Source organism: Nostoc sp. MG11, assembly GCF_014904695.1.
Classification (GTDB): domain Bacteria; phylum Cyanobacteriota; class Cyanobacteriia; order Cyanobacteriales; family Nostocaceae; genus Komarekiella.
Genome location: NZ_JACXXN010000065.1, coordinates 1 through 24,073 on the forward strand (window position 1 = coordinate 1; position 24,073 = coordinate 24,073).

The following is a 24,073-nucleotide window of genomic DNA, read 5'->3' on the forward strand; positions in this document are numbered from 1 at the left end:
GTAGTTAGTATTTAGAATTGGTAAATAGTCCACCCATGAAGGGATGGAGTTTTAGTAAGAATATTTTAATTTTGTTTTGCTCACAAGAAGAGAAGTGCCTTGCGTCAACTCCTCCCGGAGTTGCTCCTGTTGAGGAAACCCCGATACCGCACTCCTCTCCCGTTGTGGCAACTTCTCTTGGGCGTTCTGGTAGCAATCGTACAGAAACTAACGCTAAGGCTAAAAAGCAGGCAGGACAAACATTCTAGGACTCACCAAACATTGCCTAATTTGTCTCCTTTTAGGCAATGTTTTTTAGTTTCGAGACGGAGTAATAATACTTTTAAACAAATACTTCCAGATACTCCAAGTTCCGTTTTAGGCAAAGTTATTTTACTGTCTCTGCGCTAGAAAAATTATTTGTGCAACTTATCTTTTTCCGAACACGTTTAAATCTTGTACTAATCTCTGTAACTGTTGCTGTATAAGGCTTATAGACATAGGCTGCACTTGGTGACACGAACCTTCTATTTAGGCCTACTCAAGAGAAGGTTGAGTAGTTAAATTGCTCTTGTCTGTAGTAGCGCTTGGCTTGACTATTTTCACCTGATGAAGCTTTTGCACTACTGAAGAACAAAGGTTGAAAGTACCTTTTGAGAGCAAAGAAGAAGAACTTGCATAGGTGAAAAGTTAAGGTTTTTGAGTCGGGTTGAAATGTCCTAATAAAAATTCAATCGTGCCAAAAGATAAATCATTTGTTTTGAAAGCTTATTGTGTTAGATGTATTTATTTAATTCAGCTTTCCTAAGTAAAAGTACGGCATAATAGTTGATTTATCAAGTTGATAGGCGTATTATTCAAGCTAGACATAAGCAAACTTTTCCTCAATTGGTCTTCTAAATATGAAATTGCCTCATCTACAAACTAAACTGTTGAATGACCGACATAACAGCACTCTTCATTCCATTGTCTTCGTTGATGCTAATGTTGACGACATTCAAACCCTAGTTGATGGTGTCATTGCAGAGGCGCAAGTGATTGTCCTTGACCCCCAAATTGATGGTGTCAGTCAAATCACTACTGCACTGCAAGGACGCACTGACATCAGAGCAATTCACATTGTGGCTCACGGTGCGCCTGGATGCTTGTACTTGGGCAGCAGTGAACTGAGTTTGAAGACTATTAATGCTTACGATACTCAACTGTCTGCTTGGGCAAGTAAGGATATCCTACTATACGGCTGTAATGTGGCAGCTGGTGATGCTGGAGCTGAATTTATCGCTAAATTACACCAGCTTACTCAGGCTAATATTGCCGCTTCTACTCAGAAAGTGGGTAATGCAAAAGCAGGTGGTAATTGGCTTTTGGATACACAAATTGGGGAAGTAGTAAAACAAGTCGCATTCTCGCTCAAGGTCATGGAGGCGTACTGTGGGGTGTTTGCTGTTTCTTTCAAAGTTTCTCAAAGAGTTCAAGTACGGAACGGAAACCCTGATGACATTGCTGTAGGGGATTTTAACAACGATGGGAAGCTTGATTTCTTCACAGTGAGTAGTTCAGAGCCTTTTGGAAGTCTGGTGCTGGGCAATGCAGATGGTAGCTTCCAGCCTTTCTCTACCGTTACAGCCAGGAGTAACGGTGAAGCTATTGAAGATGGTTCAATTGCTTTAGGGGACTTAAATAGTGACGGCAAGCTGGATATTATTGTAGCAAGCGACAATTTTGAGATTGATCTTTCAATCGACAACGTATTGATCCGGTTTGGGGATGGAAATGGTAGTGTTCAGCCCAGGTTTCAGACTGAAGTTACCGGAGGAATAATGCAGAGAGATGTTACTTTAGGAGACTTCAATGGAGATGGTAAGCTTGATATAGCCATAGCAAATGAACAGACCAGCCGTAATATTATACCTGGTAATGTCAGCGTCAAGTTTGGTAACGGCAATGGAAGTTTTCAGCCTGCCATTAACACCCAAATAACGTCATATCCTAGCGCTCTTGTCACAGCAGACTTCAATAACGACGGATTATCTGACTTAGCAGCAACAGACGATCTTCGTGATTCTGTTAGAGTAGCACTGAGCAATGGAGATGGCAGCTTCAATTTAACTGCGACCAATAGTCTCCCAGGCTTTAATTCTCCTCAATTTATTACCGTAGGAGATTTCAACAATGATGCTAACCAAGATTTAGTAGTGGCAGACCGTGGTAATATTCGGCTGTTGTTAGGCAATGGGAATGGAAATTTTAATCAACTTCTTAACGTTGATGGTGGTAATGGTTTCATAACTGGCATCAATGTAGGAGACTTTAACAATGATGGCTTCTCTGACTTAGCAGTGTCGCAAAATATTGGAACTGGTACATCAACAGAACTAGGCAATGTTAGCGTGGTGTTAGGAAATGGCGATGGCAGCTTTGATGCAGCAACCACACTCACTGTGGGAACATTCGTTAGTTCTGTTGCTGTGGGGGACTTCAACAATGATGGTCAGCAGGACTTAGCAGTAACAGACTTTCGCAACAACCTGGTTCCTGTCCTACTTAACACTACTATTATCGGAACCGCTAATAATAATGAGCTAGTCGGTACTGATGATGGTGAGGTCATTTATGGCTATGGGGGCAATGATATACTTCTCGGTAGAGGGGGCAACGATAGTCTTGTTGGTGGTGCTGGCAACGATACGCTCACAGGTAGTATCGGCAGCGACCAGTTTGTATTCAACTCCCGTAGACAGTTTGCCACATCTGATCTTGGTGTTGATACCATTATTAATTTTAGTAGCACAGAAGGTGACAAGATTCTGTTAGACAAAACTACATTCACCGCACTCACTAGCGCTGCTGGTAGTCTTGCTGCTAATGATTTTGCCACAGTTAATCTTGACGTGCTGGGTGTTGACCTTGTGAACAACCTTTTGAATGGCACTAATACTGCTGCCATTATCTACAACACGGCAACTGGTGATTTGTTCTACAACCAAAATGGACTATTACCTGGTTTTGGCGGTGGTGGTCAATTTGCCACTCTTACTGGTTCTCCAACAGTAACTCCATCTGATTTTGTGGTGCAAGCATAGTTGATTGAGAAAGTATTCAAGTTCAGTAATTAGTGGCACTCAGGGATAGCCAGGGTACTAGGCCTAGCTATCCCTGAGTGCCTATCAGCTTGATGTTGCTCTGATCCGATTGCCAACGAAGATATGCTGTGGGCATCGAAACAAAAGCCATCAGTAACACAATTGTGGCAGGAGTGCTGTACGGCTGACCCCTATGGTTCTCGGTGGATGCCCCTTTCTGCTGAGATGGGTTACAGTACTTTCATCTCTGCAAAGAAAATTCTCTCCTACAGTGGACTATTCATTTTCAAGCCGGATAAATCGATTCAGGACGGTCGAGAAACCGTTGGTTGGATGATTAGGAATTTGCATGGCAGCAGAATGAAGGAGTTTTGCGAGCAAATAGATTCTGCCTCACAAAAAACAGATGCTGAAAAACAAGCACCAAATTCTGAGAATTTAGAGAAAGATGCTGCCTCTAAAGAAATGCGTGCTTTGTACAGAGCATCTATCTCAGAACAAACCCAGTCAGAGCAAGGGTTTCAGAATCCCTCACGAACACCTCAGAAACTTCTCACAAACTCTAGTGAAGAGTTTGTGAGAAGTAATTCTTCCACGCAAAACGAAAATACGCACTGTGAGGAGACGGCGATCGCGCCAATAGGTGGCGCGTCGCCTCAGATTATCGAAAGCGTGGAAGAAGAAAAAGAGTTACCTGTGGTAACGGACTGCACATCTCTACGAGAGGCTGCGCCAACGCTGACGCTTGTGGATGCTGTACAGGGTCAGTCTGCTTTGTTGCTAGGAGAAAACCTGGATTGTGGTGTTGAACCAAAAAACTGTCATGTTCGCGCAGCGTCTCGTAGAGAAGGCACATTTTCCGCCGCGCCTGTTGCACAAAATGAAAAATCTTTAAATTCTGCGATTGCCCAAGGGGCAGTGCCAAAGGCAATCGCTAATCAAACACAGGGGCAAGTAGAACAAAGTAATTCCGCTTCGTTGTTAGTTGAAAATTCGGTTTCAGGTGTAGAAGTCAAAGCAGTTCATGAAGGTACTTGTTCCGTCGCACCTGTGCCAAATGCTGAAAAATGGTCGCATGAGGCGATTGTAGCGCGGTCAAATCTGCGACCAGAGCGGATGCAGAAACTCAAAGTTGCGGGAAATTCGGGGCAGAATCCGGGTTTTGAGTTCTTGCAGGAATGCTGGAGTGATGACCCGGCACTTGTGATAATGATTAAGAAATTGCTGGTGAAGTTTCCACAGTGGGGGATTGCGATTATGGATGGGGTGTTGATTGAACCGGAGGGGTAGCAGATCAGCTAATTTAAAGTATGTCAAATTATTAACAATACTTGTAATAAGTATTGAAGAACCATATTTTTTAATTGATTAGTGCTTGTAACATTGCTTAGTACAGTCCTAATTCTGATTTGATAAATGAGCATCTAATCAAAGTGCTTTCATTAAAGGTATGTTCTAAGAAACTTCACCATTGACTCAATGCTGATCACATCAACAAATGAGGGTGAGCTATGGTAATCCGTAAAACTTTCACCATATTAGCTTTATCAGCACTAAGCTTTTCCCCAAGTCTAGTAAAGGCTCAACCCATAAAAGACTTGACTGATTCTAAGCAAGTAACTTGCCGCAGATTTGTCGCCGGGACATATATTCTATCTACTTTCCTGAATGGTGAATTTGTTGGGCGAAGAGTGATTACGCTGACCCTTGATGGCAACTTTTTTTCTATCGACTCAAATCAAGGTGGAACTCAAGGTGTGCCAAAGGCTGCTCAATCTTTCCCTAACAATCGTTTCACTGATGGACAAGGTGTTTGGAAGTGCAGCCAATCAGGAGAATTTATTGCAACAGCATTCAACTTCAATTTTCCGGCTCCACAAAGCACAGGCCCTGTGATTACTGGTAGAGCCGATTATCGTGCAACATTTAATCCTGTAAGTCAAACAGTGGAAGGAACATTTGAAATTCGCACCTTTAACTTGAGTGCAAATCCTTTGGATAATAATGTGCCAGTGGGTGAAGGTGAACCGTTTAGATTTACATTCACAGGAAAGCGTGTGACTGTCCGTAATTAACATTCTTCATACTCAATCGTGTAAGATTGCAATTGTGCCGGATCGTTGGTTGATTGAAACGGGTAGCGATTAGCCATTCATGTAGTGGCTCAAGGCGATCGCACTTCAACTGTTGGCATACTCCAGCACTCGTTCCCAAGCCCAACGCCATGCCGTCTTTACCAACATTTCCTTGCCTTTGGTGAATTTGATAAATTCTGTGCCATTGTCGTAAAACACATTAGCAACGAGTCGATTACGTCAATCGTAGCCGTCACTTGGAGGCTGCGCCATTCCACCATCTTTGTCCTGTTGCCAGGCTACTGAATAACATGAGCAAACAGGATACAGCAAAAGATTGAGTAAATTTAGCTACCGTAACACTGAGTTGGGTTTTGTCTGAAAGTATGAGGAGTAGTGTTAGATGAATTAGCAGTGAGGACTATTTGTCCTTTGGCGTTTAGCACTGCACCTGTGGCTTCAACAATGCGTTTAGGAGTGGAGGTTGTTGGTTTATTAGTAATAGGTGGTAAGGAACGGTTGTTGTTACTAGGTTTAAGAGACACCCAATCTATTTGTGGCGCATCAGGAGTGAGAATGTCTTTGGGATTAGCTGGTAAACCGCCGCGTCCAGTGATCACAAATCGGTTTTGGGCGTAACCTGGACTATAGCAGCCTTGGGCTACCTGGGTGTCAACTGGTACTGTTGGCAACTCAATCAAGCCACTGTTGGGGTCGATACCAAGTGTGTTAAGTTCTATAGTACCGCTAAGTGTTGGGTTCGTTTGTGAAATGGCGGTGATGTCACTTGTGGAAACCTGACTTGGGTCTAAATCAGGGCTTAGGCGCTGGAGGTCTTCTCGGCTTAGTGGAGCAATACCATAAATACCAGTAGTGTTAATCGCTATTTTGCCACCATTGCCACTAAATGCGTTAGCGGTGATGTCGCTGTTTTCATTGGGGACAGCGATGATGAAGCCGTTGGGAGTGTTGATATTAATGTTACCGCCATCTCCGGGTTGCTGTGCGGTGCCGGCGGTGGTGGTGATAGTGCTATCGTTACGCATGAGGACTAAGTCCTTCACTTGTAAACTAATATCCCCACCCCTACCTGATGCTGTTGTACCTACAAGTTTTCCTCTATCCAGATTGATAGAGTTAGCATTGACTACAAGTGAACCTACATTTCCTCTTCTTTCACTACTGACATTTACTGCACCCCCATCTCGAACACTCAACTGCCCAGTTTGAATTGTTAAATTTCTAGCATCGCCGCCCCCTAAGCTTCGAGACGACAAACGACTGGCACTCCGACCATCGACTGAAGTGCCCTTCAGTTCTATCGACTCTGAAGCGTTTACTGATAAAATACCTGACGAACCTTCGCCAAAAGTACCAGTAGATACGGCTGCTCCATCTTGAACACTTAGTCGCCTAGTTTGCAGGGTTAAATTCCCCCCAGCACCTGTGCCTCCAGGCTGAACAGAAGCAATTAAACCACTAGCAAACCGACTATCAGATGCTAAAGTACCACTTAGTTCCACTGACTCAGAGGCGGTTACTGCTAAGTTACCCCCCTGCCCAACACCAAATGCTCCTGATTGTATCCGTGACCCATCTCGAATGATTAGATGCCGAGTTTTCAGAGTTAAGTCTCCTCCAGCACCTGTAGCTGCTGAAGTAGATAAGACGCTAGAAAATTGACCATCTGGTGTCGCTCCCATCAGTTCTACAGTATCAGCATTTACTGTTAAACTTCCACCTTTTCCTGCCCCAAGCGTGTTTGCGGCTACCAGTGATCCATTAAGTACTCGCAAGGTTTGAGTGTTAATGATCAAATCACCTGCACTTCCGGTTGCATCAGCATCAGATCGAGTAGTCAATTCGCTGGGAGAACCATCAACACTATCTACACCAATTATCTCCATAGTATTAGCATTTACTGTTAAATTGCCACCATTACCTGTACCAAACGTACCAGTGCTTACCCTTGCTCCATCACGTACTAGCAAGGTTTGAGTGTCAATGGTCAAATTGCCACCATTTCCAGTTGCATTTGCCTCAGCTTGAGCAAATAAGCCACTGGAAAAGCCACTAATAACTGGATTAACGCCAATTAGTTCCACGCTATCAGCATTTACTGTTAAATTACCACCGTTACCAGCACCAGATGTACCAACGTTTAACTGTGCTCCATCAAGTACTCGCAAGGTTTGAGTATCAATAATTAAGTTACCTGCCTTCCCGGTTGCGTCTCGGCTAGCTTGAGCAGACAAGCTACTGACAGAACCATCAACACTATTTACACTAATCAGTTCCACAGTATTAGCATTGACTGCTAAATTGCCACCATTACCTGTACCAAACGTACCAGTGCTTACCCTTGCTCCATTCTGTACAAGCAAGGTTTGAGTGTTAATGGTCAAATTGCCACCATTACCTGTACCAAACGTATCAGCGTTTACCCTTGCTCCATTCTGTACAAGCAAGGTTTGAGTGTTAATAGTCAAATTGCCACTATTACCTTGAGATCCAGGGTAGACTTGAGTAAACAAACCACTAGGAAATCGACCATCCTCTGAGTTACTAATTACTTCTAGGAATTCTAAAGCAGTTATGTTTATTGTTCCTCCCGATTGCTCTCCCAAAGTACTAGCTTCTATCTGAGAACCATCTTTAAGAGTTACGCGCTTTCCTACTAGATGTACATCACCGCCTCCGGAACCCGAAGCATCAACTGTTGCTTGTTGGGATAATTCAATGTTTCCAAATTTTTGAATTGTATCATAGCCCAAGGCAAAACCTTTATCGTTGGGGATGAGGCTAACTTGGCCTTCTCCCACAACGCTGCCCAATTCTATCCGTCCGCCTGCCGTCTTTAGCGTACCTCCCTCTAAGTAAATATCACCGCCTACTAACGCTAAAGCTTGGCTAGATGCTACACGCAGCGCATCTTGTGTATCAATCAGTTGGGCTGTTGACCTTACACCTTGACCATTGCCTTTAACTTGAATTGAGCTTGGACTTGCTCCATATTGCAAACCAGTAGGCACACTAATAGTCAACAAAGGTGCAGATTGAAAATTTGTGGTACTAAACTCAAAGCCATCTCCAAATCTTAAGCTACTGGCGGTACTACCAATAAACGAACCACCAATATTTAACCGCGCATTCTGACCAAAAATAATCCCATTTGGATTTATTAAAAACAAATTAGTTGTGCCGTTAGCGCGAATTATCCCATCAACATTAGAAACTGACCCACCTGTTACTCGACTAATGATATTTTGAATATCTACAGTATTATTAAAGAAGGCAGTACCGCCATCAGGAACAGAAAACCCGCTAAAGCTGTGAAACAAATTACTTCCTGCTTGCGTTCCTCCAGTGATATTGAGAGTGCTACCATCAGGTATAACAATAGAATTATTAGGCAAAGTGCCATCCGGGGTAATTTGAGCAAAAACGTACTCTGGTGAAGAAGCAATTAATAGGCCTCCCATTGCTAAACTACAACCCCAACACCACCAATCTTGAGTTACTCCTAACATTGCACGCACCCTGTTACTCGTCTGATTCTGTCAGTTTTCTAAGTTGTAATGCTGTAGAATTGGCTCTTTAACAATATATTGAAAGCATCTGAGAAGTAATCGGGGTAGTCTATGCAAGAGTTCTTTTCTAAATTTGGTAGTCCCTGAATTAAAATCAGAAGTCGGCTCATAGCTTTTCGCCATTCCCGGCTGCCGTCTGGGTGTTAAATCAGTGAACAGTCAACAGTTATCAGTTATCACATTTTCAGTGCGGGGATTTGACCACGACTGAATCAGTGAACAGTCAACAGTCAAAAGTTATCACGGTTTCACTGATAAATGATCACTGATAACTGATAACTGTTGATATGCTGCTATCAATTGGCGTAGGCGCTCATCCGGATCATCCATAAAAGCTTTTACCAAAGAATAATACAGTAGACCCAACACAGCAGCACAGTTATAAGCACTGCTTTATAAGACCTTACTCTTATATCAGGCAAGAATCAAAAAAATATGAAAACTTTATAATTTCACTGACTACTCCTTAAAATCATCTCCTAGAGCGGATAAGAGGGATGATTCCAGGCAAGTTGCTAAAAGTATTGTACTTTTCATAGTTATCTAATTTTCCATTGATATAGGATTAGAGGCTTAACTCAGAAAACGATTCCGAAACTTGTTACCAGTTTGGCTTATTCGGTAGTTTTCATAACTGCTGCTATTGGTGGAGGCTTACAATGTCAGGTTTGGGTTTTACTCGCTGGGGTGCTTTAGTGACTATCGCTTTCGGCGTCAGCTTTTGTACCGTTTGCTATGCAAGCGCTAATGTTACTGGCTCAACTTCTGTACAAGGAAATGCCGGAAATATTACCATCATTGAGCGCAATACAAATATAGATTTTGTCAATGCGTAAGTTCTATGGTATTTGCAGAAAAGAAGTCGCACTAGCAAGAGAAACATATGGAGCAATAGTTGGTTTGTTTAGAAGTTGTATTAAATCAGATGAGTTGGAGTATGGTGCTAATTCGTAAAGTTGTTCAGCAGGCTATAAAAATTGGTTATCTAAGCTCGACTTTATCCATTTTTTGGCAACGCTCAAGCTGATGCTGAAACCTTTGTGGGACGGTAGTTTTACTTTTTCGATGTCACTGATTTTCAGTGACATCGAAAAAGTTTTAGCCAAAAAGCCAGGGTTTTTGCCGTAGTCCTGACGGACATACCTCTCTTTGCTAAGGGGACAGGTTTTGCTCCCGCAGAACATTTCTTGAGGTTTTTGGGGGGCTGTGCCAGAAATCGTCAATTGCTGACTGAGAGACTTGTGTATACACTGTAGCTTTTCAAGAGGGGGCAAGGGGGGATCTTGATACAACCTGATACTTTTCAAACATCCTCTAACTGTTTGAGCAAAAACAAAATTGCGACAACTACTCAAAACAGAATATGACTTAAAAGATTTAAATGCTTTTATGACTTTGCAGGAAGCGGCAATGACAGAAAGAGTTCGGCAAGAGTCGCGTGAATTGAACAATGCTACTGGCACTTTTGGGGATAGAGACTGAACTTTAAAAGCTTATTTAGTAATTGCAAGGAGTTGAACGATGGTTTCTAGCAACCAGATTAGCGATCGCCAGCAGACTTCATTAGCTTTACAGAGAACTAATGCAGTACTAGAGTCAAAAGTGCAAGAGCTTTTGACTGAGTTAAATCACACTAATGAGCAATTATGCCCTGAGAAAACTTCGCACCAGCGGACACAGACAGAACTAGAAAAGTCTCTTTCTTTGCTTCAGGCAACTCTAGATTCCACTGCTCATGGTGTTATTGCTATCAGCTTCCTCACTACCAAGACTAGTAAAGCTGAGGTTCTTCAAGGCATAAAGTTGGAAGCTAATGACTATTTTATCAAGCCCTCCACAGTAGAAGAATTGTTGAAAGCGCTCGCAGCCTGCTTGGAAAAACAAGCCACTCTCCAGCAGTGGCTCGCTACACAATCCCAGCGAAACTCAGAACTACCATGTGCTGACACTGCGACTCTCTCGGTAACCCCAAAATCGATCTTGCCGTTCGTACCCAAACTCAAAGAGGTCTTCGACTTCATTGAAGCTAATTATCATCAGCCGATTACCCTCTGTGATGTAGCAAAGGTAGTTGGTTACTCTCCGACTTACTTAACCAGCCTAGTGCGATGTCAGACAGGACAGACGGTGCACTGCTGGATTGTCGAACGCCGGATGGCAGAAGCACGCTCCTTGCTTCTAAAGACTGACTGGGCCGTAAATCAGATTGCTGCGGCAGTAGGCTATCCAGATTCAGGTCATTTCATCCGCCAGTTTCGCCAAATCTATAATACAACTCCAAAAATGTGGAGAAATATGCGCCTCAGCTAGATTGCCCTTTAGCAAAACGGAATAAATTAAGAATGTCCTACTTTACAGCAAAATTTTCCATTGAAATGGGGTGTAGCAGCATTTAAGCTTAATGCTTTAACGCATACATATTTTGTTGACCTGAGTGATCGCCCATAATTGGGTTGTTCTCTGGCTAATTAGGTTGTTCCCGTTGCATATACATTAAGTTATTTCGCAACAACTCTTATGTTTAAAGAAGTGCTGGACGTTGTACGTAGCTACACAAAAACTTTCTGCCGTTCTCTACCATTTTTGTGGACAGCAGCACCAAGAGAAACAATCTTGATGATCACTGGTGTGTTGTTGCAGGGAACTGTCCCCGCAATCAGCGTCTGGATTACCAAGCAAGTGGTAGATACAGTCGCAACAGCTTTAAACCAAGGGAAAGAAATTAGCTCTGTACTCCTCGCTAGCTTGGTAGCAGCATGGGTAGGGGCTTTGCTGCTGGAGGTTCTCTTGCGACCTTGGATGTCAGCAATTCAGGGAAATTTAGGCGAAAAGCTAACGGCTCACATTAACTTGCTTTTGATGCGTAAAGCTGACACTTTTCCCGACCTGAACCGTTTTGAAGACCAAAAGTTTTATGATGAGCTACGGATTCTCCAGGAACAAGTAAACTACCAGCCAATGAATTTTATTGGTAATTTGGCTCAGGGAGGCAGCAGTTTGTTCACTTTGGTAACTATGGTAGTACTGTTGATTCCACTTGGGTTTTGGATTCCATGTGTGATTATTTTTACAACTCTACCCCAAATTTATGTTTCCTTCCAGTATGAAATGATCATTTGGGGAGCCATGTATGAGAAAAGTCCAGAAGCTCGGCGGATGCAGTACTGCTCGTCAGTGATACTTACTGACACCTACGCCAAGGAAGTGCGGTTGTTTAAGCTTGGTTCCTTGTTTATTAATCGATATGTTAAAGAATTTCAGTCTTTGCATCAAACTATGCGCCATTTGCGAGGGAAACAAGCTTTTTGGGCAGCACGTTTGTCTGTGATGAGTGCTTTGGGGAATGGCTTTGCCTTTTATTGGGTGGTGCAGCAGGCTTTTAGAGGGGAAATTAGCCCAGGAAGTGTACTTCTTTTCGTGCAATCACTGGCTTACCTCCAACAGAATCTGGAACAGTGTATCAGTGTCTCCTTAACTACCTTTGAGACCCTGCTCTATATGCAGCAGTTTTTTGGTTTCTTGGAGAGCCAACCAATAATGCCTGTGTGCATTCCGGGTAAACCAGTACCTGTTCCCATGCGATCGGGCATCACTTTTAACAAAGTACACTTTTGCTATCCAGACAATCGGTCTGCTGTGGTAGATGTTTGCTTTACCTTGGAACCTGGAGAAACCGTAGCTTTGGTAGGGGAAAATGGTGCAGGTAAAACCACGCTAGTAAAGCTGCTAACGCGGTTATATGACCCTACAGAGGGGGCTATTCTGGTCGATGGTATAGATTTACGAGAATTAGATTTGGATGGATGGCGAGAGAATATCGCCGCAGTATTTCAAGATTTTAGCCACTATGCATTGACGGTAGGAGAGAACATAGCGTTGGGAGATATCAAAGCACTGGATGATCCAGAACGCTTTAGAAAAGCAGTGCAGAAAGCTGGTATAGAAAAATTGCTAGAAAAATTTCCCCAAGGTGAACTTACTCCTTTAGGCAAACAATTCGGTGGTACAGAACTTTCTGGAGGAGAGTGGCAAAAATTAGCGATCGCCCGCGCGTTCATGCGAGAAGAAGCCCAACTACTCATTCTTGATGAACCAACAGCAGCCCTTGACCCCCGTAGTGAATACGAAGTCTACCGCCGCTTTGTCGAATTAGCCCAGGGTAAGACTACTTTGCTGATTACTCACCGCTTGGCATCAGTACGTATGGCTGACCGCATCTTAGTTCTCAAGGGTGGACGACTAATTGAACAAGGTACTCATGAGGAACTATTGCGATGTAGGGGTGAGTATGCTGGGCTTTGGAATATGCAGGTAGAACAATATGGCTATCAAGTTAGTTGATATTGTTTAAAACTTAGAAAAAGCGCAGAAATGTCCCATTGGATCTTAAGATTTTCCATTGAGATTTAGTGTATAAAACCTGTAAATTTATGAATATGTGCAACAAATAAAACTTTAGCAATAGCATTTTATCTACATGAATTTCCTAAGGAATTATCCCTAACAAAGAATTTACTCAACATTAACTAATCCAACTAGTAAGAGCAAGCAAAATATATGAAACGTTGGTTTTGTGGCTTCTCATCAACCAATAATACTTCTTTTCAAAATCTGCCTAAACCTCAAGATGGGCAAAATCTTTGGCAAGGCGAAAATCCCTTTTGGGTCTGTGGAACTTGGGCAAAACAACAAATCATCACTTTGTTTGATGGCCCTGTTCGCTTGGCTATAGTTGGTACTTGTTTAGAACCATATAAGAGTTTAGTCGAATTATTTCATAACGCTGTCAGAAGTCACGACTACAGTCGTCTGATGAGATTACCAGGAAACTATAACTTAATTGTGCAGGAAAAGGCCGACACTTATGTGTTTACAGATGTAGCTGGTTTGCGACCTGCGTTTTACACAGCTTACAATTCTGGTGTTGTTTACTCCTCTTTAGGGATTGTCCTACAACAATTAATTAAGGCAGAAGTAGATCCTATTTGGATTGCTAACTTTTTAGTGGGTATCGCAGAACCACGCCAAGCGCAGAATCGTTCTCCTTTTTGTAATGTGCAAACTGTGTTACCCGGTCACTATCTACACATATCTAACGGCATCCCAAAATGTAAACAATATTGGCATGGCCCACAAGAATACATTAGCCTTTCTCAGGGTGCGGAGCAGTTGCGCGAACAATTAATAACTGCTGTAGAAGGTAGAGTAAATTTGTATAGTAATGTCACTAGTGACTTGAGTGGTGGTTTTGATTCTACTAGTTTGGCGTTATTAGCAGCAAAAAACTTAGAAAAGAAAGGACAGAATTTACATACAATTACTCTCAAAACTGATTCAAATCTTGAATCAGAAGATTTGAAATACGCTCAACACGCAGCTAGTCTTTACCCTAACATTTCTCCTGTAATGATAGAGAACGATGAGCTACCTGCGGATTATAGCCATTTAGATTCAATTCCCTTAATAGATTCACCAGTAACAGCCATACTTTGTATTGGTGCAATCAGCTATGCGATGAAAATTATTAAATCAAAAGGCTCTCAACTTCACATGAATGGAGAGGGTGGAGATGTAGTAATTTCTGCTCCTAACACTTATTTATCAAATCTCATAAATCAAGGTCGAATAAAAACATTTATTCAAGATACTTATGGCTGGTCTCGACTATACCGCTCATCCCCAATACCCTTGATAACTAGCGCTATAAAACTTAGTTTTACTTCCTATCGTCAATCCTTACTTCAACAAGCTAAAAAACTTACACATAAGAAGCAATCGCCCCAATCACTTGTACGTTTTATATCAGATGGTGAGGGTCTGGGATGGGATTCTGCACCAGATGTTGTTAGTTGGTATACAAGAAATTTAGTAGACTCAGTTGCAGCAGAATTACACAAATGGGCAGCAGAAGCAATGCCTCTTGGCAACTCTCCTGAGCAACATCAAGCTATAAGTTTAATTCAATTTAATGGATTTTGTACTCTGGGTTTACAACAGTTAGCTGAAAATTACGACGTTAATGTAGAATTTCCCTATCTTGATTCCTTAGTAGTTGATGCTTGTCTTTCTGTCAGATCAGAGGAGCGCACAAATCCGTGGACATTTAAACCCCTCCTTTCAACAGCACTTCAATATGATTTACCGCCGAGTGTTTTTACACGGAAAACTAAAGGTGATTATACATCTGATGAGTTTGTTGGTCTTAGGCAAAACCTAGCTTTTATCAATGAACTATTGCAAACTTCTGTATTAGCTGATATGGGTTTGATAGATATTAAAGATTTCCGTACCGCAGTTACACAATTTAATATGGGACTCGTCAATACTGGTTTTTCAGCTTTTAGTCAAACACTAGCAATGGAACTATGGTTACGTAATGTTATAGATACTAATGTTAGTAATAATTTTTGGGAAAATAATACTATTGTCAATAGACAAACAAGCCCACTTCCAGCAAATTTATAATTAAAATCTCTATGCCCTTTCGGGGAGGGATTTGGCAATGGGTAACACTAAGAATTACTCTTTATATTCAAGAGAATTTAAACTAGAAGTTTTTAGGTTATCCAACTAAGTTATGACAACAAGGAGCATAATTAAATGGAAGGAATTCAGGTAGTATCTAATGTGAATACAACATTTTTTGAAAATAGTGCTGTGCTATTAGATTTACGTAAAAATACTTACTATGCGTTGAATGATAGCGCGGCAGATTTTTGGAAAATTTTTGTACAAACAGGTTCTTATGAACAGGCAATAAAAAAAATGTCTGAATTATATGGGCATTCTCCTGAAGTGATTAAAAAGGATTTTGGCGAACTAGTTAATGATTTGTTGAAAGCCAAATTGATTGAATTTGTTACGCCCAATAAAACAAAGTGATGTTAGATCAAATATACAGTAACTTTATGATTCTAAAATTTGGAGAAACGACATGGATGTAGAAACCGCATTAAATCCAATTAGTGTAAAAGTAAATTTAGTAGATCGCTTGAAAGGACTTGCTGCTGTGACAATTGCCTATACAATTTTACGCTTGCTTTCAATGGAAAAAATATGTAGCATTATCACATCACTCAAGCACTTGTGCTCACATCAAATAGACATTGGTGAAGCTGATTTGATTTGGGCAACAGTGCATAAATCTAGCTTTTTATTTTCAGGAAGAGTAGCTTGTCTAGAAGCTTCATTAGCTTTTGTAATCCTTGCGTTGAGTAAAGGTTTATCTTCTACTTGGTGTGTGGGTGTAGCAACAGAACCGTTTCGCGCTCACGCATGGGTAGAAATAGATGGAAAACCGTTCCATGAATCGCATTATGTTGAACAATTCAAAGCTTTGTTTACAGTCTAGCAAACTACAGGAATCCTCAAGTATTTGCATAAGGCAACGTCACTGAATATTTTGCACCTATTCCACAAAGTCCACGTAGGTGGACTTTGTTTGTGTAGTAGCGAATTATATTCGCCCAATTATTGCTTCGTATGCTGTAGTGATCGCCAAATACTCCAGTCTGTTGGTATATTATTCTTAAATCTATCACCCAATTGCTGCAATTGTAGTTTATAATATTATTAACATAGACATATTTTTGTTCTCCAAAAAGTTTGTCTCTAAAATAATTAAGAAGTGTTGCTCGAATCAACACTTCTTAATTATTGTGAGAGATTTTAGTACAGCGTGGTAACTAGAAAAGACGCCGCCAGTGGTAAGTCTTCCAGAAGCGGTTGTCACGTCTTATTCCACGGCCGACCAACAATGTTGCTTGAACTGCATCACCAATTTGCAGCAATTGTGGCTTAGAGTATTGTTTAGTAGTCATGTGTTTGTTCTCCTTAATTTTTGTTTCCATTTGTAGTTGATTTCATCAACCACACTATTAATATAAAAGTAAATCACCTCAAGCTCAATGGAAAAAATTAAGGTGAAATAGGATATTTCTTCGTTTTAAGTTACAACGAGAGAATTCTTATGTTTAATTTTCAATTAAAACAAAAGTTAGTCAATCTAGTTATATTCAGATAGTGTCAATAAGGAAGTAGAACTAATAATAATTAAAAGTATGATTGATAAATGTCTTCAGAATACGTTACTTAATTATTTAGACACTCAATAGACGAGATAGTTTTTATTTAACCCGTAATGAGATGGCTTAAATTTTCTGGCACTAAATAGGGATGAATCACTTGTCCATCTTTGAACCAGATGACACGACGGGTGCAACGAGCTACCTCTGACTCATGAGTCACCATGACTACTGTCATTCCACTAGCGTTTAATTTCGTGAAGATATGAAGGATTTCTTTGGTGGTGTGAGAATCTAATGCCCCGGTGGGTTCGTCTGCAAGCAGGAGAACGGGATTATTGACAATGGCACGAGCGATCGCTACTCTTTGTTGTTGACCACCCGATAGCTGATGAGGTTTATTGTGCAGGCGTTTTTCTAATCCTACGCGCATTAGCGCCTCTGTTGCCGAATCTCGCCGTTCTTGCGGCGGAATCCCTGCATATAGCATTGGTAACATTACATTCTCTAGCGCAGTTAATTGGGGTAAGAGGTGAAACTGCTGAAAGATAAAGCCTAATTTGCGGTTGCGGATGTAAGCTAAATCTTCAGATCCTAAATGAGCTACATCGACCCCATCTAAATAGTAGCTGCCATCAGTGGGGCGATCTAGACAGCCAATTACGTTCATCATCGTAGACTTACCAGAACCGGAAGCGCCCATAATGGCACAGTATTCTCCTGGGGCTACAGTCAAGTTCACACCTGCTAGTGCATGGACTGTTGTTTCCCCTGAACCGTAAATTTTGGTGATGTTTTCTAGGTTAATAATCATGGTAATTAGTAATTAATACCGATTGGTGAGATGATTTGGCTCACAGTAAAAGAAGTAGGAAAGAATAACTACTAACAACTGACCGTTGACTTAAATCCCTCTTAATGCGGCGATGGGATCGAGTCGGGCTGCTTGTCTGGCTGGTGCTACGCCAAAAATTAGACCAATAGAACCGGAAACACTTGCTGCTAAAAATATTGCTCCTATTGGTACGGATGGTTGTAAAGGGGTGAAAATAGCAACTATGAGTGCGCCACTAACGCCAATACCTGTTCCTACTAAGCCGCCTGCTACGGACAGGATAATCGCTTCAATTAAGAATTGGGTAAGAATTGCCTTTTCTGTTGCGCCTATTGCTTTGCGTAATCCAATTTCTTGGGTACGTTCGGTGACAGAAACTAGCATGATATTCATGATGCCAATTCCACCAACTAATAAAGATATACCTGCGATCGCTGCTAATACTAAACTTAAAGTCATCGTCACTTGATTAATTAGGTCTTGGACTGACTTATTGGCGGCGACTGTAAAATCTTTTCTGCCCCGTCTGCGTGTCAAAATATTAATTGTTTGAAATGCTGCTGCGCGAATGCTATCTTGATTTTTTGCTGACAGATCTAAGTAGTCGACGGGAATACCATTAGGCGATCGCCTGCCGACTAGCTGGTCTGCCATAGTAGTAATTGGCACGTAGGCTATATCATCAGGGTTATTCCCCATAAATGCACCTTTTGCCTCCATCACTCCAATTACTTGAAAACTCAAGTTATTCATCTGCATTGATTGACCGATGGGATTTTCATTACCAAAAAGTTTACGAGCAACTACTGGCCCCAAAATCACCACCTGAGAATTTTGCTTTAACTCAATTGGGTCAAAAAAACGACCTTGACGTACCCGGAGATTGCGAACATAAAGAATTCCTGGGGTTGTACCTGTGACATTAACTTTACTGATGCGTCCCTGACGTGATAATTGCAAGTTGCTGCTAATTTGCGGTGCAACTTCTTGGACGGCCGGAGCCATAGTTGCGATCGCTTGAGCATCTGCTAATACCAGCGATAGTATCTCTGAGTTTACACCCTCTATATTATCGCCACCAGCAAATACCGATAGTTGATTTGGCCCGAGAGACTCCAGCTTTTCTTGCGTAAAGTTTTGCGCCCCTTGCCCAATAGCGACCATTGTAATCACAGAGGCATTGCCAATAATAATCCCAAGCATAGTCAAAGTACTGCGGAGCTTATTTGCAGTCAAAGTTTTAACTGCCATTTGTGTACTTTCTAGTAAATTCATAATAATTCGTGATTAAAACTATAGAAATCCTGTGTGATTTTAAAAAATCTCAGTACAAATCGAACAATCTTCTGTTCTATACCCAGTACCCTATTCTAAAATTCAACTTTATCTACACCCTCGATTTTCTCTGTACTGGGGGGAGATATTAACACGCGATCGCCTTTCTGAAGACCTGATAAAATTTGCACTTGATCGCCACTAGTGGCGCGGACTTTCACGGGTTGGAAACGAGCAGCATTTTGGGTATCAGGAATATATACCCCGGTCTGACCATTAGGCTGAGTTGCTACAGCCGCTAGAGGAATTACTAGAGCATTCTTAATAGTCTGACTGTGGAATATGAGGCGCACATTCATTCCAGATTTCAGCTTGTCTTGCCCACTAGATAGAGCTACTTTCACACGAAAAGAAGTAACATTGTTTTCTTGTACTGCTCTTGGTGCAATCAAATTTACTTTTCCTTTAAAGGTTTCATTAGAATAAGTGTCTGTTTGAATATCTACCAACTGACCGCGATTGATTTTAGCAATGCTAGCTTCAGGAATCCTGGCTTCAATTTCTAAACCACTAGAAAGTTCGGCAATTGAGGCTGAGGTTGCGCCTTCAGTAGTAGAAGCTGATGTGGTGGGTGTAACAAAATCCCCTTCTTGGGCAAAGCGACGGGTAATAATTCCTGCAAACGGCGCACGGATGACAGCATTATTCAACTGACTTTGATAAAAAGCTAACTGAGCTTTGGCCTGTGCTACCTCGGCTTCACCTTGGGTAATTTCTTCAGGACGTAAGCCATTTTTGGCTTTATTCAAACTTTCCCGTTGTTCCTTAAGCCTTGCTCGTTCTGCTTCCAAGTTAGCTCTAGCTTCTTGTTCTTTAGCGACAAACTCTTCAAAGGCATTGCGGGAAATAGCACCCGCTTGTACCAACACTTGATTGCGTTGCATTTCTGCGATCGCTCGATTCAATCGAGTTTGAGATGCAGCTACGGATGCTTCTGCGGTAGCAACTCTGGCTCGTGATTCAGCAATTTCCTCTTGCCGAGTGCCAGATACCTTTTGTTTTAAATCAGCCACAGCTTTATCTAGTGATGCTTGATACTGATTTACCTGTGCTTGTAATCTTTCACTATTCATACGGGCAATAATTTGTCCTTTTTGGACGCGATCGCCTTCGTTGACATACAATTTAGTAATGCGTCCAGAATCTTCCGGGTTGAGATTAATTTTTTGTAATGCTTGCACCACCCCATTAGCTTGAATTTGCGCTACCCAATCTTTAGTTTGGACTAAAACAGTTTGACTAGTTAAATCTGGCTGGGGGGAAGTTTCTTGCGTTTTCCAGTAAACTGTCGCCACACTTCCTAAAGTTCCGGCTATCAAGATGCCAAAAATCCAAGGATTGAATTTCTTCATGCGATTCAATGATAAAGTTTGCATTTTAATACCTCACGACTAATAACTAAATAATCTGTTTATTTGGATGTTTAAATTTTAGAATTTGAGTGATATATTCCACATGGATCTAAATTCCCAAAAGCTATTGCGACTAAAGTCCTGTAATAAATAGGACTTTAGTACTAAGCTTTAGATATCTTCGATAGCATACAGTGTGAACTAACACCTTTTGTCAAAGTATCAACGCCGTGAACCGTCTACTGCAAATCAAAACCCATCCTTTTCGGTTACTGCTCTACCTAGAGTGGATTTTGCTGATTGTCACCATTATGGGTGAGCTACCGTGGGAGGAAATTCCCTACTTAAAAACACTGTTGGGAGACTTATCGGAGCAATCACAGCCTTCTTCGTCTTTTGGGTTATTGAAGATACTGTGCATTTTCGGATTCGGGTTAATGGGGTTGTGGTTGCCAAAAGGCACAACCATCAGCAAATGGCTTTATACGGCGCTGGAATTGGGAATCATTTGGCTACTAAATGCTTTAAGTGATTGGCAAGTATATTTTCTACCTCCTTATTTAATTGTCGTCCTCCGCAGCTGTCTGATTTTTCCACCAGTGGAACGGCTAATAGCAAGTGGATTGGTCTTTGTTTCCTTCTTGCTATCACTTGTGATGTCTGCCAACGATATTTCTGCTATTCAACAGGAACTTACACAAACCAAACCTTTAAGTGTTGCCCAAATTAAAATTTGGTTAATTATTAGTAATATCAACACAGCATTTTTATTTGGATTGATGTTGGTATTTGTGTTAATGCTGGTAAATGCATTACTCACAGAACGCCAAAGTCGGCAACAACTAACATTTGCCCACAACCAGCTACACCAATACGCTTTACGAATAGAAGACCAAGCGACTTTACAGGAGCGTAACCGCATCGCCCGTGAGATTCATGATTCCTTGGGTCATGCATTGACAGCGCAAAGTATTCAATTGGAAAATGCTTTATTGTTTTGTCACTCTAACCCAGACAAAACCCAAGCATTTGTAAGTGAAGCCAAGCAACTAGCAGCAGTAGCTTTGAAAGAAATTCGCCAATCAATTTCAACCTTGCGTTCTGATCCTTTGCAAGAAAAAAACTTAGAATCAGCCCTTGTCACTTTAATTGAAAACTTTGGCACTAGGACAAATATCACCTTAGACAGCACAATTTGCCTTAGACACCCGATGACGGCTGAAATTAAAACTGCTATTTATCGCATTGTCCAAGAAGCCTTAACGAATATTTCCAAACACAGTCATGCGACGCAAGTAACCCTTAATTTGCGAACGACACTTGAATACTTACATCTGTTCATAGAAGATAATGGTAGAGGCTTCAATCCAGAACAGAATACAACAGGTTTTGGTTTACAGGGAATGCGAGAAAGAACGGTAGCCTTGGGAGGTAACTTTAGGTTAGCCAGTCAAGTAGGAATGGGTTGCCGTGTAACTGTTTATATTCCACTTGGGAAATTTCTGCCATGATTCGCTTGTTGCTGGTAGACGACCAGATTATCATTCGCCAAGGACTTAAGAGCTTGCTAGAGTCTAAACCAGACCTAGAGGTTGTCGGAGAGGCTGAAAATGGCCAACAGGCACTGGATATGATTGAGTATCTGCAAGGAACGTCCCTACAACCGGATGTAGTTTTGCTGGATGTGCGGATGCCTGTAATGGATGGCGTTGCGGCAACACAGCAAATTTGCTTACGTTTTGGAGGAACGCAGATTTTGATTTTGACTACCTTCGATGATGATGAATATGTTTTCCAAGCAATGCGCTTTGGGGCAAAGGGGTATTTGCTCAAAGATACCCCTTTGGAGGATCTAGCGATCGCTATTCGAGCAGTTTACCGAGGTTACACTCATCTTGGCCCTGGACTTTTTGAGAAAACACTGGCGCACCAAAGTGCTACTCATTCCGTTAGATCAGCCATTCCACTCGAATTGGCAGAACTGTCGCCTAGAGAACGGGAAGTGTTGCGATTAATTGCTTCTGGTACGAGCAATCGTGAAATTGCACAAGCACTTTACATTTCAGAAAGGACTGTGAAAAACCACGTTACTAGTATTTTAAATCGATTGAACTTACGGGATCGCACTCAAGCAGCACTTTTTGCTAGTTCGTTTTTTCCCCTTCTTGATAATGCATAAGTAGCTGACATCAGTGCTATCAAATTTGATATCAATACAGCAATTTCACAGAGTTTACACAACCAAGTGACACCCAACAACTTCCGCAAGGCGTATCTAGCTAATTATTGAATGTTTTGATTAATGCCCCTAGGTATTGAGCCGAGATATGAGTAAAAACCTGCAAGATGGTCTGAAAAGCCTTGCTGTATATAATTTTTAGCGTTTTTGAGGCGAAAATAGGATTTTGCCTGAACATACTTGCAGTCTGAGGGTCAATAATTGCTTTCCGCCTACCCAAGAGTTTAATAAATACTGTGTGGTAGGAGGCTCATGCTTGGGGCTGTAATTCCTTGCCTGTAGGAGTTTCAGAGAATTTATGGCGAAAGATATTCATCGTTCAACCTGTAAAACCTGTAAATAAAATTAATAAATACTCCAGTTCTTGTAGCGATACATACCTAAGATTTGCGCTCTCCTGCCAATTTTACTTAAAAATGCGTGAACCTTATATATAGTAAGAGTTTCCAGACCATCTTGCAGGTTTTTACTTGTATCTCGGCTCAATACCTTTACGGTTACAGGTTGGAAGTCGTCGTTGCCCAGTAGTGACAGCTACTAAGGTAACGGCGCATATATTCAGATAATAAGGGGATCATACGATGAAAACCCGCTCCGGTGAATTTAGACAAGCTTTTAGAAATACTCCAAGACGTGGCTTGCTAGAGCATTTGTCTGGTAAGCGCCTGAGTATAACGGAAGTTCCCGCTACAACCTACATCAAACTTCTGAGCAGCGAAATTGGTACTAAAAGAGTATTAATGCTAACTTAGGTACTGCTAATATCAATGCTATTAGCATATTCAGCTAACTCTTTTCTGATTCACCAACAGCGATCGCAAATACCGCCGACATTCCGCCTCACCCTTGTATATCAGAATGCGAAGGGCCTCGATTTCCTGCGCTGAAGAAACACAAATTTCCGTGATCGCTGGAATCAGTTCTTGTTGAGAATGCACATAACAGAGATGTTGCTGCTCTAACTCAGCGAGTTTGGATTTTAACTGCTGTACCTGCCGTAATGCTTTGGTCAAGGACAATTCTCTGTGCTGAAAATCGTTGTCTACAGATAACCGCATGTTGTAACTCCTTTGTATGTTTAGGTTAATACCTCGATTGTTGGGGTATTTGCTTCCTTCCGGTTCGTTAATTCTCCGCAAACTCTTCAACGCTATGCAATTCTCGTTTAATAATTTGCGCTCCCAACTCCCGATGCTGGCCCTTGGAGTTCGTGAATACATATCGGGCTTGCACAGCACATTGGGACTGATGGCTGTATCGGAGTTGCACACCACGGAACTCGTAAAGCTTTCCTTTGACAAGTGTTTTTGGTTCAATCATTTATAATTACTTCCTTGTATTGACTGATCTGTTCTACTTCATCAATCGCCCCAATCACCTCAAACAGAGCATTTACAGCATCATTCAGCACCACATCATTTGAGGTTGAAAAATACTCTGAAGACTCAATGCCGCGATACTCGATTGTGCTTTGAACAAGCCGTAAACTCTGCTGACATCCCTGGAGAATCGCCCGTATTTCAGATGTAGTTAGTATGATTTCCATAACTATTTTGTTAGT

General features: G+C 41.6%; 22 protein-coding genes. 14 read left to right on the top strand and 8 right to left on the bottom strand.

The features are described 5' to 3' along the window. The first annotated feature begins 17 nt into the window (after positions 1-17). From HCR01_RS33855 to HCR01_RS33870, 4 genes are all read left to right on the top strand, one after another. Positions 18-248: a hypothetical protein gene (locus HCR01_RS33855; RefSeq protein WP_193200323.1), complete on the top strand. Its 231-nt coding sequence runs from the start codon at positions 18-20 to the stop codon at positions 246-248. A 633-nt stretch (positions 249-881) separates the two neighbouring features. Next, positions 882-3,062 carry a DUF4347 domain-containing protein gene (locus tag HCR01_RS33860; protein WP_193200324.1) on the top strand — a complete coding sequence of 727 codons (2,181 nt, stop codon included), beginning with the start codon at positions 882-884 and terminating at the stop codon, positions 3,060-3,062. 123 nt (positions 3,063-3,185) lie between these two features. Then, positions 3,186-4,352 (top strand): hypothetical protein, encoded by a 1,167-nt coding sequence (locus tag HCR01_RS39450; RefSeq protein ID WP_226889904.1) that lies wholly within the window; start codon positions 3,186-3,188, stop codon positions 4,350-4,352. A 221-nt stretch (positions 4,353-4,573) separates the two neighbouring features. Then, positions 4,574-5,137, top strand: a complete 564-nt coding sequence (locus HCR01_RS33870) for a hypothetical protein (RefSeq protein WP_193200325.1) — start codon at positions 4,574-4,576, stop codon at positions 5,135-5,137. A 347-nt stretch (positions 5,138-5,484) separates the two neighbouring features. On the opposite strand, the gene HCR01_RS33880 is transcribed toward HCR01_RS33870, so the two are convergent. After that, positions 5,485-8,667, bottom strand: coding sequence for a filamentous hemagglutinin N-terminal domain-containing protein (locus HCR01_RS33880; RefSeq protein WP_193200326.1), 3,183 nt, complete (start codon positions 8,665-8,667; stop codon positions 5,485-5,487). A 719-nt stretch (positions 8,668-9,386) separates the two neighbouring features. Between HCR01_RS33880 and HCR01_RS33885 the strand changes: the two genes are divergently transcribed. The 7 genes from HCR01_RS33885 to HCR01_RS33915 all read left to right on the top strand — a co-directional run bounded on the left by HCR01_RS33885 (position 9,387) and on the right by HCR01_RS33915 (position 16,078). Next, the gene (locus HCR01_RS33885; protein ID WP_193200327.1) at positions 9,387-9,563 is read left to right on the top strand and encodes a hypothetical protein; all 177 of its coding nucleotides are present in this window, start codon (positions 9,387-9,389) and stop codon (positions 9,561-9,563) included. A gap of 502 nt (positions 9,564-10,065) precedes the next feature. Further along, positions 10,066-10,209, top strand: coding sequence for a hypothetical protein (locus HCR01_RS33890; protein WP_413774005.1), 144 nt, complete (start codon positions 10,066-10,068; stop codon positions 10,207-10,209). A gap of 39 nt (positions 10,210-10,248) precedes the next feature. Beyond that, on the top strand, positions 10,249-11,037 hold the full coding sequence (locus HCR01_RS33895; protein WP_193200328.1) for an AraC family transcriptional regulator: 789 nt from the start codon (positions 10,249-10,251) through the stop codon (positions 11,035-11,037). A gap of 207 nt (positions 11,038-11,244) precedes the next feature. Further along, positions 11,245-13,068: an ABC transporter ATP-binding protein gene (locus HCR01_RS33900; RefSeq protein WP_193200329.1), complete on the top strand. Its 1,824-nt coding sequence runs from the start codon at positions 11,245-11,247 to the stop codon at positions 13,066-13,068. A 216-nt stretch (positions 13,069-13,284) separates the two neighbouring features. Beyond that, complete coding sequence (locus tag HCR01_RS33905; RefSeq protein ID WP_193200330.1) at positions 13,285-15,192, top strand: albusnodin/ikarugamycin family macrolactam cyclase; 1,908 nt, start codon at positions 13,285-13,287, stop codon at positions 15,190-15,192. A 135-nt stretch (positions 15,193-15,327) separates the two neighbouring features. Further along, complete coding sequence (locus tag HCR01_RS33910; RefSeq protein ID WP_193200331.1) at positions 15,328-15,609, top strand: PqqD family protein; 282 nt, start codon at positions 15,328-15,330, stop codon at positions 15,607-15,609. 52 nt (positions 15,610-15,661) lie between these two features. Beyond that, a complete protein-coding gene (locus HCR01_RS33915; protein WP_193200332.1) occupies positions 15,662-16,078 on the top strand; it encodes a lasso peptide biosynthesis B2 protein in 417 nt (138 codons plus the stop codon). Positions 16,079-16,412: 334 nt separating this feature from the next. On the opposite strand, the gene HCR01_RS40280 is transcribed toward HCR01_RS33915, so the two are convergent. From HCR01_RS40280 to HCR01_RS33930, 4 genes are all read right to left on the bottom strand, one after another. Next, on the bottom strand, positions 16,413-16,547 hold the full coding sequence (locus tag HCR01_RS40280) for a hypothetical protein (protein ID WP_264299977.1): 135 nt from the start codon (positions 16,545-16,547) through the stop codon (positions 16,413-16,415). A 310-nt stretch (positions 16,548-16,857) separates the two neighbouring features. Continuing rightward, the gene (locus HCR01_RS33920; RefSeq protein WP_226889905.1) at positions 16,858-17,565 is read right to left on the bottom strand and encodes an ABC transporter ATP-binding protein; all 708 of its coding nucleotides are present in this window, start codon (positions 17,563-17,565) and stop codon (positions 16,858-16,860) included. 90 nt (positions 17,566-17,655) lie between these two features. Beyond that, on the bottom strand, positions 17,656-18,861 hold the full coding sequence (locus HCR01_RS33925; protein WP_193200333.1) for an ABC transporter permease: 1,206 nt from the start codon (positions 18,859-18,861) through the stop codon (positions 17,656-17,658). A 95-nt stretch (positions 18,862-18,956) separates the two neighbouring features. Next, entirely contained in the window at positions 18,957-20,297 is a 1,341-nt protein-coding gene (locus tag HCR01_RS33930; protein ID WP_193200334.1) for an efflux RND transporter periplasmic adaptor subunit, read from the bottom strand. Between the two features lie 206 nt (positions 20,298-20,503). On the opposite strand from HCR01_RS33930, the gene HCR01_RS33935 reads away from it, so the two are divergent. The 3 genes from HCR01_RS33935 (at position 20,504) to HCR01_RS33945 (ending at position 23,264) form a co-directional block, all read left to right on the top strand. Continuing rightward, entirely contained in the window at positions 20,504-21,784 is a 1,281-nt protein-coding gene (locus tag HCR01_RS33935; RefSeq protein ID WP_193200335.1) for a sensor histidine kinase, read from the top strand. Next, positions 21,781-22,452: a response regulator gene (locus HCR01_RS33940; protein WP_193200336.1), complete on the top strand. Its 672-nt coding sequence runs from the start codon at positions 21,781-21,783 to the stop codon at positions 22,450-22,452. The genes HCR01_RS33935 and HCR01_RS33940 overlap by 4 nt, the downstream gene beginning before the upstream one ends. Before the next feature lie 641 nt (positions 22,453-23,093). Continuing rightward, positions 23,094-23,264, top strand: coding sequence for a hypothetical protein (locus HCR01_RS33945; RefSeq protein WP_193200337.1), 171 nt, complete (start codon positions 23,094-23,096; stop codon positions 23,262-23,264). Positions 23,265-23,294: 30 nt separating this feature from the next. Here HCR01_RS33945 and HCR01_RS33950 read toward each other — a convergent pair whose 3' ends face one another. The 3 genes from HCR01_RS33950 to HCR01_RS33960 form a co-directional block, all read right to left on the bottom strand. Continuing rightward, complete coding sequence (locus HCR01_RS33950) at positions 23,295-23,570, bottom strand: hypothetical protein (protein ID WP_193200338.1); 276 nt, start codon at positions 23,568-23,570, stop codon at positions 23,295-23,297. Between the two features lie 67 nt (positions 23,571-23,637). Further along, positions 23,638-23,832: a hypothetical protein gene (locus tag HCR01_RS33955; RefSeq protein WP_193200339.1), complete on the bottom strand. Its 195-nt coding sequence runs from the start codon at positions 23,830-23,832 to the stop codon at positions 23,638-23,640. Further along, positions 23,825-24,073 (bottom strand): hypothetical protein (locus HCR01_RS33960; protein WP_320073238.1); only part of this gene is annotated, 249 nt, incomplete at its 5' end. The genes HCR01_RS33955 and HCR01_RS33960, both read right to left, overlap by 8 nt.

What these genes read in the sequence shown, in the direction of transcription:
- HCR01_RS33910 (WP_193200331.1), top strand. Translation starts at nt 15,328, where the DNA reads ATGGAAGGAATTCAGGTAGTATCTAATGTGAATACAACATTTTTTGAA.
- HCR01_RS33945 (WP_193200337.1), top strand. Translation starts at nt 23,094, where the DNA reads ATGAAAACCCGCTCCGGTGAATTTAGACAAGCTTTTAGAAATACTCCA.
- HCR01_RS33930 (WP_193200334.1), bottom strand. Translation starts at nt 20,297, where the DNA reads ATGCAAACTTTATCATTGAATCGCATGAAGAAATTCAATCCTTGGATT.
- HCR01_RS33925 (WP_193200333.1), bottom strand. Translation starts at nt 18,861, where the DNA reads ATGAATTTACTAGAAAGTACACAAATGGCAGTTAAAACTTTGACTGCA.
- HCR01_RS33900 (WP_193200329.1), top strand. Translation starts at nt 11,245, where the DNA reads ATGTTTAAAGAAGTGCTGGACGTTGTACGTAGCTACACAAAAACTTTC.
- HCR01_RS33885 (WP_193200327.1), top strand. Translation starts at nt 9,387, where the DNA reads ATGTCAGGTTTGGGTTTTACTCGCTGGGGTGCTTTAGTGACTATCGCT.
- HCR01_RS33920 (WP_226889905.1), bottom strand. Translation starts at nt 17,565, where the DNA reads ATGATTATTAACCTAGAAAACATCACCAAAATTTACGGTTCAGGGGAA.
- HCR01_RS33940 (WP_193200336.1), top strand. Translation starts at nt 21,781, where the DNA reads ATGATTCGCTTGTTGCTGGTAGACGACCAGATTATCATTCGCCAAGGA.
- HCR01_RS33950 (WP_193200338.1), bottom strand. Translation starts at nt 23,570, where the DNA reads ATGCGGTTATCTGTAGACAACGATTTTCAGCACAGAGAATTGTCCTTG.
- HCR01_RS33880 (WP_193200326.1), bottom strand. Translation starts at nt 8,667, where the DNA reads ATGTTAGGAGTAACTCAAGATTGGTGGTGTTGGGGTTGTAGTTTAGCA.
- HCR01_RS33905 (WP_193200330.1), top strand. Translation starts at nt 13,285, where the DNA reads ATGAAACGTTGGTTTTGTGGCTTCTCATCAACCAATAATACTTCTTTT.
- HCR01_RS40280 (WP_264299977.1), bottom strand. Translation starts at nt 16,547, where the DNA reads ATGACTACTAAACAATACTCTAAGCCACAATTGCTGCAAATTGGTGAT.
- HCR01_RS33915 (WP_193200332.1), top strand. Translation starts at nt 15,662, where the DNA reads ATGGATGTAGAAACCGCATTAAATCCAATTAGTGTAAAAGTAAATTTA.
- HCR01_RS33860 (WP_193200324.1), top strand. Translation starts at nt 882, where the DNA reads ATGAAATTGCCTCATCTACAAACTAAACTGTTGAATGACCGACATAAC.
- HCR01_RS39450 (WP_226889904.1), top strand. Translation starts at nt 3,186, where the DNA reads ATGCTGTGGGCATCGAAACAAAAGCCATCAGTAACACAATTGTGGCAG.
- HCR01_RS33870 (WP_193200325.1), top strand. Translation starts at nt 4,574, where the DNA reads ATGGTAATCCGTAAAACTTTCACCATATTAGCTTTATCAGCACTAAGC.
- HCR01_RS33955 (WP_193200339.1), bottom strand. Translation starts at nt 23,832, where the DNA reads ATGATTGAACCAAAAACACTTGTCAAAGGAAAGCTTTACGAGTTCCGT.
- HCR01_RS33895 (WP_193200328.1), top strand. Translation starts at nt 10,249, where the DNA reads ATGGTTTCTAGCAACCAGATTAGCGATCGCCAGCAGACTTCATTAGCT.